Consider the following 16,930-nt stretch of genomic DNA (forward strand, 5'->3'; position numbering starts at 1 on the left):
CCCCGAGGCCAGTCAGGCTCCGGCCAGCATGCCGGAACCGGTGTGGTCGGCGCGTTGATCCCGATCAGTTCTACGCGGTGAACGGGCTCAGCGGGTGATCGCGCTGCGGATCGCCCGCAGCTGCTGCTTGACCGCCCGCGCCTGGGCGGCATCCATCCGCAGCAGCGCCTTCTGCCCGATCGAGCGCGACTGCAGGGTGGGATCGACAAAGCGGTAGCGGCCGCGTTCATCGCGCTGCACCACTGGGGACTGGGCCAGTTCCGGGGTGTCCAGCAGGTTGTCGATCACCGCGACCAGGCGGTCGTTGAAGTACCCGTCGGGCCGGCCCAGGTCCACATAGGCCTGCTGGATCAGCGGATAGAAGCGCTTGTAGGCGGTAGACGTTGCCGCCGGGTCCAGCGCGGTGAAGGCCTGCACGTAGGGTGCATAGCGCGCCGCGTTGCTGGCGGCGATGCGTTCGCCACCCTCGCCCGGCTCGACCTGCAGGTTGCCCGGCAGCGGCCGCGCGGCCAGCGCAGTCGGCGGCACGCTGGGCTTGTCCAGGTTGTCGACCTGGGTGACCAGGCGCTGGATCAGATGATCGCGCAGCAGCAGGGTCAGTGGCCCCTCGCCCTGGAACAACTGGGTCAATGCACCCCAGGCGGCCGTATCGCTGTCAGCCAGCTTCGGCAGCGCCGGATCGGCTGCGGCCTCGGTATCCAGCGGATGCTTGATCGCGGGCGGTGCTGGCGCGGGTTCTGCGGCCGCATGCGGTTGCGGCGGCGCGCTGGTACTGGCGGGGGTTGATTGCACCGGCACGGAAACACCGTCTGCCAGGCGCTTCAGCTGATCGCGGAACAACCAGCCGCCCGCACCACCGATCACCACCACACCCAACACCCAGGGCCAGACCGCCTTTCCGCTCTGCATGATGCAGCACCTCGTATTACACGCATGGAAAGGGTGTGACCCCCACGGTTGCAACGGGTTCCCCGCCTGTTCCGCTGCCGTTGGGGTTCGCCTGCACCCGTGTCGCGCTCACGCCTGCTTTGCATGCTTCGCGCGAGGCTGTACGCCTTGCACTGTGGAGGCACCACCATGCAGTACGCGCTGTATTACTGGACCGGCATCCAGGGCCGTGGCGAGTTCGTGCGGCTTGCGCTGGAGGATGCCGGTGTCGATTACATCGACATGGCGCGGGTGCACGGCGATACGGTGATGCAGCCGTTTCTCGATGGCAGCAGTGAAGGTGCGCAGCCCTTCGCGCCGCCGTTCCTGAAGGCGGGCCGCCAGGTCATTGCACAGGTCGCCGCGATCCTGGATTTTCTCGGCCCGCCGCTGGACCTGGTGCCGCAGGCGGCCTCGCGGCGGGTGCAGGCGCTGCACTTGCAGCTGACCATCGCTGATCTGGTAGCCGAGGTGCACGACACCCACCATCCAATTGCCGCATCGAAGTACTACGAAGAGCAGAAGACCGAAGCCAAGGCACGGGCCGCCTCCCTGCGTGGCGAACGGCTGCCGAAGTTCCTCGGCTACTTCGAGCAGGTGCTGGCCGCCAATGGTGGCCGCCACGCACTGCGCGAGCATTCCTATGTGGATCTGTCGCTGTTCCAGCTGCTGAGCGGGCTGGACTACATGTTCCCGCGCCGGATGCAGGCACTGGCGCCGACCCTGCCCCTGCTGCGCGCGCTGCAGGAGCGGGTGGCAAAGCGGCCGAACATCGCCGCCTATCTGGCCTCGGAGCGGCGGTTGCCGTTCAACACCAACGGTATCTTCCGCCACTACCCGGAACTGGACGCCGAACGGTAGTGCCGGCCGCTGGCCGGCAGCTGCACGATCCGACCGAAGCCCATGAGGATGCCGGCCAGCGGCCGGCACTAGCGTTGGGTCAGTTGTTTTCACCCAGCGGCTGCACCGGCTGCTTCTGCAGCGAAAGCAACCCCAGCAACAACGCCAGTGCCACGTAGGCACCAGCGAACTGCCAGCTGATGATGCGCGCCAGGCCGTCCAGCTCCCACGGGAGATAGATGCCACCACGCGGATCCACCGAGTGGATCAGGCCGAACAGGGTCAGCACCGCAGCCACCAGCAGGAAGCCGCAGGCACGGCGCAGGCGGCCATCGACCATCGCCGCCACCGCCGAAATCCACAGCATCGAGGTGATGATGAAGCCGTTGCCGAGGGTAAAGATCACCGCCAGCTCGGGCAGGCCGTGGCCATCCAGTTTGGTCAGCAGCTGCGGCAGCTGGTCCGGCGCGATCCAGCCAGGTGCCTTGATCGCCAGCAGGTAGGCCACCGACGGCAGGAAACCGAACACCATCGCACCGGTGTGGTGACGCGGCGTGGCCTGGAAGGCCTGGGTGGTGATATCGATGGCCACGTACACGATGATCGGTGCCAGCACCGCCAGCGGCAGCCACTGCACCAGCCCGGAGATGATGCCGAGCATGCCGCCGATGCCGACGAACAGGCCGGTCAGCAGCGTGTAGCCGCTGCGCGCACCCATGTGCTTGTACGCCGGCTGGCCGATGTACGGCGTGGTCTGCGCCACGCCGCCACAGACACCGGCCACCAGCGTGGCTACCGCTTCCACCAGCAGGATGTCGCGGGTGCGATAGTCGTCGCCGGCTGCGCGCGCGCTTTCAGACACGTTGATGCCGCCGACCACCATCAGCAGACCGAACGGCAGCAGCAGCGGCAGGTAGGTCATCGCGGTGGGCAGGCCGTCGAGGAAGCCCAGTGTCGGCAGCGGCAGCACCACCTGCGGCGGCACCCACTCCGGTACATGGAAGCCCGGCGCGCCCAGCCCGGCCAGGCCGAGGCCGTAATACAGCACGGTGCCGAACACGAAGGCCAGCAGCACGCCCGGGCCACGCACCGGCAGCTTGCCCTTGGCGATCAGCACGTACAGCAGCAGGCCCAGCGTGGTGAAGCCGACCAGCGGCGAGCGCAGCGTTTCCAGCAGCGGCAGCAGGCCCATCAGCACCAGCGCGATGCCGGCGATGGAACCCAGCAGCGCGGCTCGCGGCAGCGCGCGGGTGACCGCTTCGCCGAAGAACGACAGCACGAACTTGAGCACGCCCATGATGACCAGCGCGGCCATGCCCAGCTGCCAGGTGGCGATGCCCGCAGCGTGCGGGTCCATGCCCTGCTGCTTGAACGCGAGGAAGGCCGGGCCGAGCACCAGCAGCGCCATGCCGATGCTGGTCGGTGCATCCAGGCCCAGCGGCATGGCGGTGACGTCGTCGCGGCCGGTACGCGCGGCCAGCCGGCGCGCCATCAGGGTGTACAGCAGGTTGCCGACCAGCACGCCGAAGGCGGTGCCGGGGAACATGCGGCCGAACACCACGTCGGCGGGGAACTGGAAGATCCCGACCAGGGCCATGGCGATGAAGCCGAGGATGGAGAGGTTGTCGACGACCAGGCCGAAGAAGCCGTTGAAGTCGCCGGCGACGAACCAGCGACGCGGTGCGGCGGAAGCGGGAGCGGACATGGAAGGGGCGGTGGGGGGTGGGGACCGCCGATGGTAGGCCCAGCGGGGCCAGCGCGCCAATTCCGTCGTGGAATGATGGGTTCCAGCCAACGGCGGAGCCCCTCGTGGCTGGGGGGGTCGTCAAAAGCAGCTTTATCGGAGTGGGCCGGTCGGGATGGGCTGCGCAGGACACGCCGTAAACCCATCCCTGGGGGCTCGATGGCGCCATCCATGGCGCCAACGGTCCTGCGCAGCCCATCCCGACCGGCCCCTGATAATTCCTTGCGCGTGCCAGCCACGGAAAGGAATCAAAGGATCAAAAGCAAAAGCGGGTCGCTTCGCTCTGAGCCGAGCATGGCTCGGCTCTACACGAACAATTCGATCATTTCCACGCTATCCACGCAGGGCGTGGATCTACCGACAGATCGCAGGAAACTGTCGAAGGTGGGGTGGGTCCGGTTGCGGGGGTGTCCGCGGCATGGATGCCGCGGCCAAGCCCCCAGGGACGGGTTTACGGCGTCCCCCGCAACCGGACCCACCCCGCCATCCCTCAGGAAGCCCGCTTCTGCTCTGGCTCCGGCTCGTAGCGGGTGCAGGGCGCAGCCCTGCATCAAACCCACCCCGTTACTTCTTCAGGAAGTTGTCCACCAGCAGATGCTTCACGTCGTCGAAGCGGCCGTTCAACACCGCCTTGGCTGCATACAGCGCGGTACCGGCCACCTGCTTGGCCTCGATCTGCGGCGGCATCACCAGCTCGGCGCGGCTGGTATGCACATCCAGCAGCGCCGGGCCACGCTGCGACAGGAAATCCTGCACCGCTTCTTCCAGGTCCTCGCTGCGCGTCACCGTGCGGCCGTGGAAGCCGATCACTTCGGCAAGGCGGCCAAAATCCGGGTTCTTCAGGTCGGTGTAGTTGTCCAGCAGGCCTTCCACCTTCTGCTCCAGCTCGACGAAGTTCAGCGAGCCATTGTTGAACACCACCACCTTGATCGGCAGGTTCTCCTGCACGGCCGTCAGCAGGTCGCCCAGCAGCATCGCCAGGCCGCCATCGCCGGACAGCGAAATCACCTGCCGGCCGGGGAACGCCTTCTGCAGGCCCAGTGCCTGCGGCATTGCATTGGCCATCGTGCCGTGCAGCAGGCTGGTCAGCGTGCGGCGGCGACCGTTGACGCGGATATGCCGCAGCACCCAGACCATCGGCGAGCCGCCGTCAGCGGTGAACAGCGCATCGTCGCTGGCGTACTTCGACAGCAGCGCGGTCAGATGCTGCGGGTGGATCAGCTCGCCCTCGCCCGGCTGTTCTTCCTGCTCGCGCTTCTTCAGCGCCTTGTCGCGACGTTCGATACATTCGTCCAGGAAACTGCTGTCCTCGCGCGGCGGCAACATCGGCAGCAAGGCATCCAGCGTCGGTGCGATGTCACCGACCACGCCAAGGTTCACCGGGTGGCGGCGGCCAAGGTGGCTGCCATCGCGGTCGACCTGGATGATGGTGGCCTTGTCCGGGTAGAACTGGCCCCAGGCGAAGTCGGCGCCGAGCAGCAGCAGCGTGTCGCACTCCATCAGCGTGTGGAAGCCGGATTCGATGCCGAAGATGCCGGTCATGCCCATGTTGTACGGGTTGTCCGGCTCGACGAAATCCTTCGCGCGCGAGGTATGCGCGATCGGGGCCTGCAAGCGCCGGGCCAGCTCCAGCAGCTGCGCGTGCGCGCCCTGGCAACCGGCACCGGCGTAGATGCCGATGCGCTTGCCCTGCCCCAGCAGCTCGGCGATGCGCTGCAGCTCGGCGTCGGAGGGGCGCAGTACCGGCTGGGTGTAATGCACCGAGAACGGCACGTCGTGCTTCACCTGGGCCTGGCTGATATCGGCCGGCAGGATCACCACCGCCACGCCACGGCGGCTGATCGCGGCCTGGCAGGCCAGGGCCACCACGCGTCGCGCCTGCTCCGGGCTGTGCACCTGCTCGCAGAACACCGTGCAGCTGCCATAGACCGCCTTGAAATCCACTTCCTGCGGGAATTCCATGCCCAGCTCGCTGGTCACCACCTGGCTGGCGATCAGCACCATCGGCGCACGGTTGCGGTTGCTCTCGAACACGCCGTTGATGAAGTGCAGGCCACCGGGACCACAGGAACCCGCGCAGGCGGTCAACTCGCCGCTCACCAGCGAATCGGCGCCGGCAGCGAATGCGGCCACTTCTTCATGGCGCACATGCACCCAGGCGATCTCGCTGCCATGCATCGCATCGGTCACATGGTTGAGCGTATCGCCCACGATGCCGTAGCAACGGCGGACACCGGCCTGCTGCAGGGCGTCCACCACGATTTCGGCTACGCGCTTGCTCATCGGATACATCCTCGAACGGGGGAACGTCCGAGGCTAGACCTGATGAAGTGATGCCTCCGCAAAAAAAGGGGACGGAGGGAATTAAGTCGTATGTGCCACAAACGACTTAATTCCCTCCGTCCCCTTTTTCTTCAATCGTTGACGTTGATCCAGCCCACCACCGCGCCCTGCTTCACGTTGCGGTAGCGCAGCTTCACCCAGCCGTCCTGTTCATCCAGCAGTTCCACGCGATCCCCCTGCACCAGGTAACGTTTGGTGCTGGACGCGCCGGGTCGGTCGAAGAGGAACAGGCGCGCGGGCACCACGGTGGCCTGCTGCCCCCGCAACGGCCCGTCCGGCGGTGCTCCCAGGCCATCGGCGATGGCACTTTCCAGCACACGGCCGGCGGGGTCATAGGTGCGCCAGACCGCCAACGGGCCCTGCTCTTCGGTCTGTTCCCAATGCAGCGCGGCGTTCAACGTATCGCCCAGCATCAGCACGCTCTCAGAGCGGTACAGATGGAGCTTCGCGCCTGCAAACCGGTACTGGTCGGTGTACCACATCGGGCCGCTGCGGCAGCTGCTGGTCAGGGTGCGGCTCGGACGGTCGACACTCAGCCCCATCAGGTCACCACAACTGTCCTTGCCGTGGGTATCGGCCTGCAGCGCGCGGAAACCGGCACTGGCCGGATCGAAGCGGTACACCGCCACCGCCTCGTTGACCATGCCTACCGAGGCGCGCGCGACCAGTTCCGGGTAGCCATCGAAATCGACGTCCTCCAGACCCCAGCGCGAATTGCCGTCGGCATCCGCCGCGCCCGCCAGCGTCTGCCGCTTGCCCGACGGTGACAGCTGCACCACGATGCTTCCGTCCTGCTGGGGATCGGCGTGCGCCTGCACATGCGCGGCCACCTGGAAGCGTAGCGTTTCGCCCTCGTCCTTCGCCTGCGCCGTCGGTGCCAGCGCGCCGGCCAACACCAGGCCCAGCAGGCATTCCCTGTAGTTCATCATTGCTCCCTGCGGCACCGCGGCGGCACCTTCAACTCAGAACGATACCTCGACCGGCTGCCGCGACCACAGCACCGACTGATGCCTGGTCTGCTGCTTCCACGCCAGGCGGATCGCTTCGATATCGGCGCGGCGCTGCGGGGTGTCCTCATGCAGCACCACCAGCACCTTGGTGCGCAGGCGGTTGGGCGCGGCATCACCGCGGAACAGCCATTGGCCATAGGCATCGAACACGGTCAGGCCATCCGGGAAGCGCGGGGTCACTTCCTTGTCCAGGAAGGTGCGCCACTGCGCCTCGCTGATGGTATCGGCCTGCGGGCGGTTGCCGGCGCCCTGCTCCTCGCCCACGCCGAAATACAGCTCGCTGCGCACCCAGCCGTGGCCGGCGGACGGGCGTGCAGCATCGCCCTTCAGTTCGGCGGTGGTGGCCGTGGCATAGGCGCTGGGCGCCTGCGATGAGAGGCTGGCGCAGCCGCTGGTGGCCAACAGCACGGCGAAGACGAGGCCAAGGTGTTTCATCGGTACAGCTCCGGAGAAGGGGGGACAAGGCGAGCCGGCAGCGTACAGCGCCACCGGCCCGGCGTGCTGATGCCAACCGGGCATCAGCTCATGCCGGACCGGCAGGGGCTTGCATCGGCACCGGTCATCACGCGAAGATAATATATCGCTTCATCCGGATGGATGTAAGTGAAACCATCTCCCCCCTTCCCCGTCGTCGTTGTTGCTGGAGCCCCCATGTCCGTCCGCCTGCCCGCGTCGCCGCTCGGCCTCGCCATCGCCCTCGCGCTTTCCTCCGCCGCCGTCCCGGCCCTGGCCCAGGACGCCACCAACCTGGACACGGTGATCGTCACCGGCACCCGTGCCGCCGACCGCACCGTGCTTGAATCCACCTCGCCGGTGGATGTGCTCAACGCCGAGGACATCCGCAAGGCCGGCGTGGTCAACGGCGAGCTGGGCAGCGCGCTGCAGGCGCTGTTGCCGTCGTTCAACTTCCCGCGCCAGTCCAACTCCGGTGGCGCCGACCATGTGCGCGCCGCACAGTTGCGCGGCCTGTCGCCGGACCAGGTGCTGGTGCTGGTCAATGGCAAGCGCCGCCACCACACCGCGCTGGTCAACACCGACAGCAAGATCGGCAAGGGCACCACCCCGGTTGATTTCAATTCGATCCCGGTCAGCGCGATCAAGCGCATCGAAGTACTGCGTGATGGCGCTGGTGCGCTGTATGGCTCGGATGCGGTGGCCGGTGTGATCAACGTGATCCTCGACAACGGCGGCGACGGTGGCGAGATCGAGGCCAGCTACGGCGCCAACCACACCGACCTCAAGCCGATCGGGCGTACCCTTACCGACGGCCAGACCGGCAATATCAGCGCCAAGGTCGGCACCTCGCTGGGCGAGGACGGCGGCTTCCTGCGCGTCGGCCTGGAATACAAGCACCGCAACGGCACCAACCGCGCCGGCTTCGACCAGATTCCGCCGTGGGACCAGACCCCGGGCAACCTGGCGCTGCAGGGCAAGCGCAACTATGTGCTGGGCGATGGCAAGAGCAAGGACATCAACCTGTGGCTGAACACCGAGATCCCGGTGGGCCAGACCTCGACCTTCTATGCATTCGGCACCTTCAACCAGCGCGATACCGAAGGCGCCAACTACTTCCGCTATCCCGATGGCGATGCCAACTGGAAGCAGGTCTATCCGAACGGCTACCGACCGATCTCCGAAGGCGAGAACCGCGACGTACAGGCCGTGGCCGGCGTGCGCGGCCAGTGGGGCGAGTGGAGCTACGACGGCAGCCTGGACTACGGCCAGAACGACTTCACCTACCGCCTGCGTGATTCGCTCAACGCCTCGCTGGGCCCGACCAGCCCGACCCGCTTCAAGACTGCCGATTACCAGTACGCACAGACGGTGGGCAATCTCGACCTGAGCCGCGTGTTCACCCAGAGCGACAGCATCAGCCACACGCTGGGCCTGGGCGTGGAAGCGCGCCACGAGCGCTACCAGACCCGTCCCGGCGACCCGGCCAGCTATGCGGCCGGCCCGTACACCGACCGCCCGACCGGTTCGCAGGCCGGTGGCGGCTTGACCCCGCAGGACGCGGCCACCCTGTCGCGCGATGTCGCCAGCGCCTACGCCAGCCTGTCCAGTCAGTTCGGCGAGAAGTTCTCCACCGACCTGGCCGCGCGCTACGAGCACAACGACGACTTCGGCGGTGAACTGACCGGCAAACTCGGCCTGCGCTATGAATTCACCCCGGCGTTCGCGCTGCGCGGTGCCATCTCCAACAACTTCCGTGCGCCGTCGCTGGCACAGATCGGCTACGAATCCACCTCCAGCGGCTACAACGCTGGCGGCCAGCTGGTGCAGGGCCGCCTGCTGTCGGTCAACAATCCGATCGCGCGTGGCCTGGGTGCGCAGAATCTGAAGCCGGAGAAATCGCTGAACACCTCGTTGGGCTTCACCAGCCGCATCGGCGAGCATTTCGACCTGTCACTGGACTTCTTCCAGATCGACATCGACGATCGCATCGCGCTGTCGGAGAGCATCACCGGCGATGCACTGACCGACTACGTGGCCGCCAACTACGGCGTCAGCGGCCTGCAGAGCGCCAGTTTCTTCGTCAACGCCGCCGATACCCGCACCCGCGGCGCCGAGCTGGTGAGCAACTGGCGCCAGTCGCTGGGCGACGGCCAGCTGCTGCTGACCGGCACCTATGCGTACACCAAGACCACGCTGAAGAACGTGCTGGCCACGCCGGCACAGCTGCGTGCACTGAATCCGGACTACGTGCTGTTCGGCATCGAAGAAACCAACACGCTCACCGACGCCACGCCGCGCACGCGCGGTAGTTTCTCTGCCGCGTGGAGCAACGACCACTGGTCGCTGAGCAGCCGCGTGAACCGCTACGGCAGCGCCACCCGCGTGTTCAACTTCGGTGACGGCTACATCCCGCGCCAGACCTACCAGGCCGAGTGGCAGCTGGATGCGGAGGTCGAATACCGCATCACTCCGCGCTGGAGCGTGGCCATCGGCGGCCAGAACCTGACCGACAACTACCCGGATCGATCCAACAGCGATATCCACTACTTCGGCAACCTGCCGTATGACGTGCTGTCGCCGATCGGCAGCAACGGCGCGTACTACTACGGCCGCGTCCGCTATACGTTCTGATCGCATTGGGTAGGTGCGGACCGTTGGTCCGCACGACACGGTAGTGCCGGCCGCTGGCCGGCAACTTCGTGATCCGGGTGCGGATCTGCTTTGGGGGGGGGCGGACCGTTGGTCCACACTGTTTGAGCTGGATGCAGGCTGACCTGCCGTGCCGACCAACGGTCGGCACCCACCGAAGCAGGGCCGTGGCCTGCCCTCGACCCCGCGTACACGCCCACGCTGGCAAGCTGGGCGTCATGGCTGAACCGCTCCCCCTGCGTCCGCCACCGCCATTGCTGGACGACGCCTGTGCGTTGTTCCTCGATGTCGATGGCACCCTGATCGAATTCGCTGCACGCCCGGATGCCGTGCAGTTGCTGCCGGATGTGCGTGAAGCCATCGGCCGCATCAGCGACCGCCTGGAAGGTGCCGTGGCACTGGTCAGTGGTCGCCCGCTTGAACAGCTGGATCAACTGTTCGCCCCTCTGCAACTACCCGCCGCCGGCCTGCACGGCCATGAGCTGCGTGGCGAAGACGGTCGTGTGCTGCGCGACGAACACGACGACGACACCGCCGAATGGCTGCACGCGCTGCATCAGCAGGCGATGCGCTTCGCCCATGGGCATCCTGGCGTGCTGGTGGAAGACAAGGGCGTCGGCCTGGCCTTGCACTGGCGCGGTGCGCCGCATGCCGCCAGCGATGTCCGCGCCTTCGCTGACCGCCACGTGCGTGGCCGCACCAGCTACCGCCTGCAGCCTGGCGACCATGTGGTCGAGTTCGTGCCTGTCGGCACCGACAAGGGCCGTGCCGTGCGCCGGATGATGCAGTACCTGCCCTTCCGCGGCCGCCTGCCGGTGTTCCTCGGTGATGACCTCACCGACGAATTCGGCTTCGATGCCGCCAACGGCCAGCATGGCTGGAGCGTGCTGGTGGGTGAACGTGAACCCAGTGCGGCCGTGTTCGCGCTGCCCGACATACGCAGCGTGCACGCCTGGCTGCGTGAGAATGCCTATTGACCCGGCCAACCCCCACGGCCGCAACCGAGATGTACCGCGTGATGACCCAACCCGATCTTGATCTGGGCGTGGTCGGCAACGGCAGCTTCGGCGCCCTGGTCGACAAACATGCCCGCGTTGTCTGGAGCTGCCTGCCCACCTTCGACGGCGACCCGACCTTCTGCGCCCTGCTCGGCCCCAACCAGCAGACCGGCGGCGACTTCGCCATCGAGCTGGAGGACTTCGCGAGCAGCGAGCAGGAATACCTCACCAACACTGCGATCCTGCGCACCGTGCTGCGTGACACGCAGGGCGGCGCATTGGAAATCCTCGATTTCGCCCCGCGCTGGCGCCAGAACGATCGCTTCTACCGCCCGGTCAGCCTGATCCGCCAGGTGCGTCCGCTGGCTGGCAGCCCGCGCATCACCGTGCGTGCGCGACCCCTGGCGGACTGGGGCGCACGCGTGCCCGAATCCACCTGGGGCAGCAACCATGTGCGCTGGATCCTGCCCGAACACGTGCTGCGGCTGACCACCGATGTGCCGGTGCGCTTCGTGCGCGACGGCCTGCCGTTCGTGCTCAACCATCCGATCCACCTGATCCTGGGCGTGGATGAATCGCTCAATCGTTCGATCAGCGGCTACGTGCAGGAAGCCTTCCAGCGCACCCGCGACTACTGGCGCGAGTGGGTGCGCTACCTGTCCATTCCACTGGAATGGCAGGACGCGGTCATCCGCAGTGCGATCACGTTGAAGCTGTGCCAGTACGAGGACAGCGGCGCGATCATCGCGGCGATGACCACTTCCATTCCGGAAGCACCCGGCAGCGTGCGCAACTGGGACTACCGCTACTGCTGGCTGCGCGACGCGGCCTTCGTGGTGCGGGCGCTGAACCGTCTTGGCGCCACGCGCACGATGGAACAGTTCCTCGGCTACATCTTCAACCTGGCCACCACCGACGGCACGCTGCAGCCGCTGTATGGCATCGGCTTCGAGGCCAAGCTGGACGAGGACGAGGTACCCAGCCTGTCCGGTTATCGCGGCATGGGCCCGGTGCGGCGCGGCAACCTGGCCTGGGTGCAGCGCCAGCACGATGTCTACGGCAGCGTGGTACTGGCCTCCACGCAGCTGTTCTTCGACCGGCGCCTGCAGGACCCGGGTGATGCGCACACCTTCGCCCGCCTGGAACCCCTGGGCGAACAGGCCTTCGCCCTGCACGACGTACCCGATGCCGGCCTGTGGGAATTCCGCGGCCGCACCGAAGTGCACACCTACACCAGCGCGATGTGCTGGGCTGCCTGCGACCGCCTGTGCAAGATCGCCGTGCGCCTGAAGCGCGATGACCGCGCGCATTACTGGCGCGAGCGCGCCGACACCATCCACGCGCGCATCATGGCCGAATCCTGGAACGAGGAGCTGGGCCACTTCACCGATACCTTCGGCGGCCATCGGCTGGATGCCTCGCTGCTGCTGCTGGCCGATATCGGTTTCATCGACGCGCTGGACGCCCGCTTCATCGCCACCGTCGATGCCATCGGCCGCGACCTCAAGCATGGCAATTCGCTGTACCGCTATGTCGCGCCGGATGACTTCGGTGAGCCGGAGACCAGCTTCACCATCTGCACCTTCTGGTACATCGACGCGCTGGCCGCGATCGGGCGCATGGATGAAGCACGTGAGATGTTCGAGCTGCTGCTGAAGCAGCGCAATCACCTGGGCCTGCTGTCGGAGGATCTGGCCTTCGACAGCGGCGAGGCCTGGGGCAATTTCCCGCAGACCTATTCGCACGTCGGCCTGATCACCGCCGCAATGCGCCTGTCGCGGTCCTGGCAGGAGGCATCGTGAGTCGTCTGGTCGTGGTTTCAAACCGTGTGGCCGTGCCCGGCGAGAACCGCGCCGGCGGCCTGGCTGTCGGCCTGCTGGCTGCCCTGAAGGAACGCGGTGGCCTGTGGTTCGGCTGGAGTGGCAAGACGGTGAAGGAAGGCAGCGGCACGCTGCACCGGCAGAAAGACGGTGACATCGACTACGTCACCATGGACCTGAGCAAGCGCGAGGTCGATGGCTACTACAACGGCTTCGCCAACCGCACCTTGTGGCCGCTGCTGCACTTCCGCCTGGATCTGGTCGACTACGACCGCGGCACCCGCGAGACTTACCACAAGGTCAACGCGCTGTTCGCCGACAAGCTCGCGCCACTGCTGCGCGAGGACGACATCGTCTGGATCCACGACTACCACCTGATCCCGCTCGGTGCGCTGCTGCGCGAGCGCGGCATCGGCTGCCGCATAGGCTTCTTCCTGCATATCCCGATGCCGTCTGCCGACCTGCTGCAGGCGATGCCCGACCACCTGCGGCTGTTCTCCGCGCTGTACGCCTACGACCTGGTCGGCTTCCAGACCCAGCGCGACGCTGATCGCTTCCAGACCTACCTGCGCCTGTTCGGCGGCGGCCGCGTGCTCGACAACGGCGAGCTGGAAGCACCGGGCGGGCGCCGCTTCCGTGCCGCCGCCTTCCCGATCGGCATCGACACCGAGCTGATCGCACGCCAGGCCGGCACCGCGGCCACCAAGGCCGCCGTGAAGAACCTGCGCGCCAGCCTGCGCGATCGCCAGCTGGCGATCGGCGTGGATCGCCTGGACTATTCCAAGGGCCTGCCCGAACGCTTCCTTGGCTTCGAGCGCTATCTTGAGCGCCACCCCGACCAGCGCGGCTCGCTGACCTACCTGCAGATCGCCCCGGTCTCGCGCGGCGACGTCACCGAGTACCGGCAGCTGCGCAGCCAGCTGGAACAGATCGCCGGCCACATCAACGGTGGCCACGCCGAACCTGACTGGACGCCGCTGCGCTACGTCAACCAGAACTTCACCCATGCCACCCTCACCGGCTTCTACCGGGCGGCGGCGGTCGGCCTGGTCACGCCGTTGCGCGATGGCATGAACCTGGTGGCCAAGGAATACGTGGCGTCGCAGGACCCGGAAGATCCCGGCGTGCTGGTGTTGTCGCTGCTGGCCGGCGCTGCCGACGAACTCAAGCAGGCATTGCTGGTGAACCCGCACGATCTGGACGGCGTGGCCGACGCCATCGCCACGGCAGCAACGATGTCACTGAGCAGGCGCAAGGAACGCTGGCACGCGATGATGGATCACCTGCGCACCTACGACATCAATCACTGGCGCCGCAGCTATCTGGACGCGCTGGAAGGTTGAGGAAAAAAGGGACGGAGGGGATCAAGGCGTTTGTGCACAAACGACTTGATCCCCTCCGTCCCTTTTTCCTTCAATCCAGGAATCGCGCTGCCTGCTCCGGTGCGGGCAGATGACAGGCGTCGTGCCGCCCGAACCAGCGGTAGCGGTTGCGCGCCAGCGCGCGATACGCGGCATCACGCCAGCCACGCGGCACTGCCCGCACCACGCCGATCAGGCGCCAGGCGCCGCCCAGCCCCGTCAGCACGCGCAGGATCGCATCGGTATCGGTCCAGGCGCCCTGCGCGTCCAGCAGCAGGAACGACATCGGGTCCTGCGGGTCCAGCCCGTGCGCGCGCAACATCGCGCTGCCCTGCTGCCCCTGCATCGCCGCAAAGCGGTAGCGCCCCGCGCGGCCGAAACGCAGCAGGAAGCGCACCCAGCGATTGCACAGCGCGCATACGCCATCGAATACGATCACCGCGCTGCCCGCCTCGGCGGCGGCCTCACTGCGGTTCGAGCCAACCTTCATAGCGGATCAGGGCTCCCGCCCAGGGCAGCGTCACATCGACCAGGAAAGTGTAACGCTCGCCCTGCCAGGCTTCGCGGCAACGCACGCCACCAAACCAGCGCCTCGGCAACGGCAGCAGCCCGAACGCCCAGACCCGGCGCACCGACCAGTCGATGCCACCCTCGCGGGCCTGCAGATCAAACTCGAAGCGCACCGCGCCCAACTGCTCGCGCAGGCAGCCCTCGTGCGCCCATAGACGCGACACCATCGGCCAGCGGCCAAAACGCCGCGCCCACTGCTCGCCCTGCCCGTGTGCACTGAACGCCACTTCGGTCGGCAACGCTCCACCGTCCTTCGGCAGCCGCGCCAACGCGGCCAGCAGCGGCACCAGCCAGTGCCGCCCCCTCACGATGTGCGCCCGCCCCACGTAGCGGCAAGGCAACGGCGCGGCATGCAGCGCCTGCACCGGCGCGCCAGGGTGGCGAAGGCCGGCCCCAGCACGCGCGCGAACAGCGGCAAGGTCAGGGCGCGATCCAGGCCAGCGTCGCCATGCGCCCGGTGCGACGGTCGCGCCGGTGCGAATACAGGTCCGGATCGGCCATGGTCGACACCGTGCCGCCATGGACCTGCGCCGGGTCCATGCCCGCCGCCTGCAACCGCTGCCGCGCCAGCGCGAACAGGTCCACCCTCCAGTGGCCCGCGCGGGTGGCAACGAACGCCGCCTCGGCGGCCGGATCATGGCCGACGAAGGCGTGGTAGACCTCCTCGCCGATCTCGTAGTCGGCCGGTCCGGCGGCCGGGCCCAGCCACGCCCGCAGCTGCGCCGGCGGCGTCTGCATGGCGGCCACGGTGGCCTCCAGCATGCCGTCGGCCAAGCCACGCCAGCCTGCGTGGGCCGCGCCCACCTCACTGCCATCGGCGGCGGCAAACACCACCGGCAGGCAGTCGGCAGTCAGGATCGCCAGCACCACGCCCGGCACCGAGGTCACTGCGGCATCGGCCACCGGCTCGCTTGCGCCGGGCACCGGCGGCGCGGTGAAGCGCAGCACGGTGCTGCTGTGCACCTGGCGCAGCCAGTGCGGTGTCGACGGCAGCGCCAGCCCCTGCTGCAGCAGCTGGCGGTTGTGCTCTACGTTGGCTGGGGTATCACCGTCGGCCGCGTGCCGGTTGCCCAGGTTGAACTGCGCGAACGGCGCCGGCGAAATGCCCGCACCGTGCCGACGCGTGGTCAACGCATGGACGCCCGGCGGCGCCGGCCAGTCCGCCTGCAGCACGGGCAGCGCGGCGGCCATCACCAGCGGTCCCGCTCGCGCGCGGCGAAGGCCTCGCTGTCTTCGCGCAGCACCTTCATCAGGTGCAGCATGTCCTCCGGCACCGGCGCGGTGTTGCGCACCGGCTCACCGGTGATCGGATGGGTGAACTCCAGGGTCTCGGCGTGCAGGGCCTGGCGCTTGAAGCCACGCAGCGCGGCCACCAGCTCATCGCTGGCCCCCTTGGGCAGCTTCAGCGCACCGCCGTACAGCGGGTCACCGATGATCGGATGGCGCACATGCGCCATGTGCACGCGGATCTGGTGGGTACGGCCGGTTTCCAGGCGGCACTCCAGCGCGGTGTGCGCACGGAAGCGCTCGCGCAGGCGGTAGTGGGTGATCGCTTCCTTGCCGTCCTCGCGCACCGCCATCTTCAGGCGGTCGCGCGGGTGGCGGTCGATCGGGGCATCGGCGGTACCGCCGGCCACCAGCGCACCCATCACGATGGCCAGGTACTGGCGGTGCACGTCGCGTGCGGCCAGTTGCTCGACCAGCGCGGTCTGCGCTTCCAGGGTCTTGGCCACCACCATCACGCCACTGGTGTCCTTGTCCAGGCGGTGCACGATGCCCGCGCGCGGCAGCACCGCCACCGACGGGTCGCGGAACAGCAGGGCGTTGACCAGGGTGCCGCTGTGGTTGCCCGCGCCCGGGTGCACCACCAGGCCGACCGGCTTGTTGATCACCAGCAGGTGCTCGTCCTCGAACAGCACGTCCAGCGGGATGTCCTCCGGCTGGGCGTCGGTCTGGGTTTCCAGCACCACGTTGAGGGTCACCACCTCGCCACCGCGCAGCGGATCGCGCGGGCGCACCTGGGCGCCGTCCAGCAGGACCTCCCCGGCCTTGATCCACTCGGTCAGGCGCGAACGCGAGTATTCGGGGAACAGTTCGGCCACCACAGCGTCGAAACGGCGGCCGGCAGCGGTGTCGGGGACGATGGCCTGGCGGGCCGATTCAGAGGGTTGTTCAGACATGGCAGGGGGCATTCTTTGAAATTTTGGGGTCC

Annotated in this window: 13 protein-coding genes and 1 pseudogene; 5 read left to right on the forward strand and 9 right to left on the reverse strand. The window is 67.5% G+C overall.

Annotated elements, in window-relative coordinates; genetic code table 11:
* Positions 1 to 87 precede the first annotated feature (87 nt).
* Positions 88 to 909: a DUF3014 domain-containing protein gene (locus tag AC5P68_RS01095; protein ID WP_049431239.1), complete on the reverse strand. Its 822-nt coding sequence runs from the start codon at positions 907 to 909 to the stop codon at positions 88 to 90.
* Between the two features lie 168 nt (positions 910 to 1,077).
* Between AC5P68_RS01095 and AC5P68_RS01100 the strand changes: the two genes are divergently transcribed.
* A complete protein-coding gene (locus tag AC5P68_RS01100; RefSeq protein WP_033833006.1) occupies positions 1,078 to 1,788 on the forward strand; it encodes a glutathione S-transferase in 711 nt (236 codons plus the stop codon).
* A gap of 79 nt (positions 1,789 to 1,867) precedes the next feature.
* On the opposite strand, the gene AC5P68_RS01105 is transcribed toward AC5P68_RS01100, so the two are convergent.
* The 4 genes from AC5P68_RS01105 to AC5P68_RS01120 form a co-directional block, all read right to left on the reverse strand.
* Positions 1,868 to 3,472 (reverse strand): SulP family inorganic anion transporter, encoded by a 1,605-nt coding sequence (locus AC5P68_RS01105; protein WP_033833007.1) that lies wholly within the window; start codon positions 3,470 to 3,472, stop codon positions 1,868 to 1,870.
* A gap of 603 nt (positions 3,473 to 4,075) precedes the next feature.
* Complete coding sequence (locus tag AC5P68_RS01110; RefSeq protein WP_033833008.1) at positions 4,076 to 5,794, reverse strand: thiamine pyrophosphate-dependent enzyme; 1,719 nt, start codon at positions 5,792 to 5,794, stop codon at positions 4,076 to 4,078.
* A gap of 131 nt (positions 5,795 to 5,925) precedes the next feature.
* A complete protein-coding gene (locus tag AC5P68_RS01115) occupies positions 5,926 to 6,780 on the reverse strand; it encodes an XAC2610-related protein (protein ID WP_231522013.1) in 855 nt (284 codons plus the stop codon).
* A gap of 36 nt (positions 6,781 to 6,816) precedes the next feature.
* Positions 6,817 to 7,299 (reverse strand): DUF3574 domain-containing protein, encoded by a 483-nt coding sequence (locus AC5P68_RS01120; protein WP_049410962.1) that lies wholly within the window; start codon positions 7,297 to 7,299, stop codon positions 6,817 to 6,819.
* 216 nt (positions 7,300 to 7,515) lie between these two features.
* On the opposite strand from AC5P68_RS01120, the gene AC5P68_RS01125 reads away from it, so the two are divergent.
* From AC5P68_RS01125 to otsA, 4 genes are all read left to right on the forward strand, one after another.
* Positions 7,516 to 9,951, forward strand: a complete 2,436-nt coding sequence (locus tag AC5P68_RS01125; RefSeq protein WP_495216736.1) for a TonB-dependent receptor plug domain-containing protein — start codon at positions 7,516 to 7,518, stop codon at positions 9,949 to 9,951.
* A 236-nt stretch (positions 9,952 to 10,187) separates the two neighbouring features.
* The gene (otsB, locus tag AC5P68_RS01130) at positions 10,188 to 10,946 is read left to right on the forward strand and encodes a trehalose-phosphatase (protein WP_005410783.1); all 759 of its coding nucleotides are present in this window, start codon (positions 10,188 to 10,190) and stop codon (positions 10,944 to 10,946) included.
* A gap of 41 nt (positions 10,947 to 10,987) precedes the next feature.
* A complete protein-coding gene (locus AC5P68_RS01135) occupies positions 10,988 to 12,769 on the forward strand; it encodes a glycoside hydrolase family 15 protein (RefSeq protein ID WP_005410784.1) in 1,782 nt (593 codons plus the stop codon).
* A complete protein-coding gene (gene otsA, locus AC5P68_RS01140) occupies positions 12,766 to 14,130 on the forward strand; it encodes an alpha,alpha-trehalose-phosphate synthase (UDP-forming) (RefSeq protein ID WP_005410785.1) in 1,365 nt (454 codons plus the stop codon). Before AC5P68_RS01135 ends, otsA begins: the two co-directional genes overlap by 4 nt.
* Positions 14,131 to 14,200: 70 nt before the next feature.
* Here otsA and AC5P68_RS01145 read toward each other — a convergent pair whose 3' ends face one another.
* The 4 genes and pseudogenes from AC5P68_RS01145 to rluD all read right to left on the reverse strand — a co-directional run bounded on the left by AC5P68_RS01145 (position 14,201) and on the right by rluD (position 16,898).
* Entirely contained in the window at positions 14,201 to 14,638 is a 438-nt protein-coding gene (locus tag AC5P68_RS01145) for a thiol-disulfide oxidoreductase DCC family protein (RefSeq protein ID WP_111108679.1), read from the reverse strand.
* Positions 14,613 to 15,136 (reverse strand): annotated as a pseudogene (locus AC5P68_RS01150) (DUF4166 domain-containing protein). Before AC5P68_RS01150 ends, AC5P68_RS01145 begins: the two are co-directional and overlap by 26 nt.
* Positions 15,137 to 15,138: 2 nt before the next feature.
* Positions 15,139 to 15,909, reverse strand: a complete 771-nt coding sequence (gene pgeF / locus AC5P68_RS01155; protein ID WP_049403024.1) for a peptidoglycan editing factor PgeF — start codon at positions 15,907 to 15,909, stop codon at positions 15,139 to 15,141.
* Positions 15,909 to 16,898, reverse strand: coding sequence for a 23S rRNA pseudouridine(1911/1915/1917) synthase RluD (gene rluD, locus AC5P68_RS01160; RefSeq protein WP_019660164.1), 990 nt, complete (start codon positions 16,896 to 16,898; stop codon positions 15,909 to 15,911). Before rluD ends, pgeF begins: the two co-directional genes overlap by 1 nt.
* Positions 16,899 to 16,930 lie beyond the last annotated feature (32 nt).

This window comes from Stenotrophomonas sp. YJH_SMC_58 (assembly GCF_059369635.1).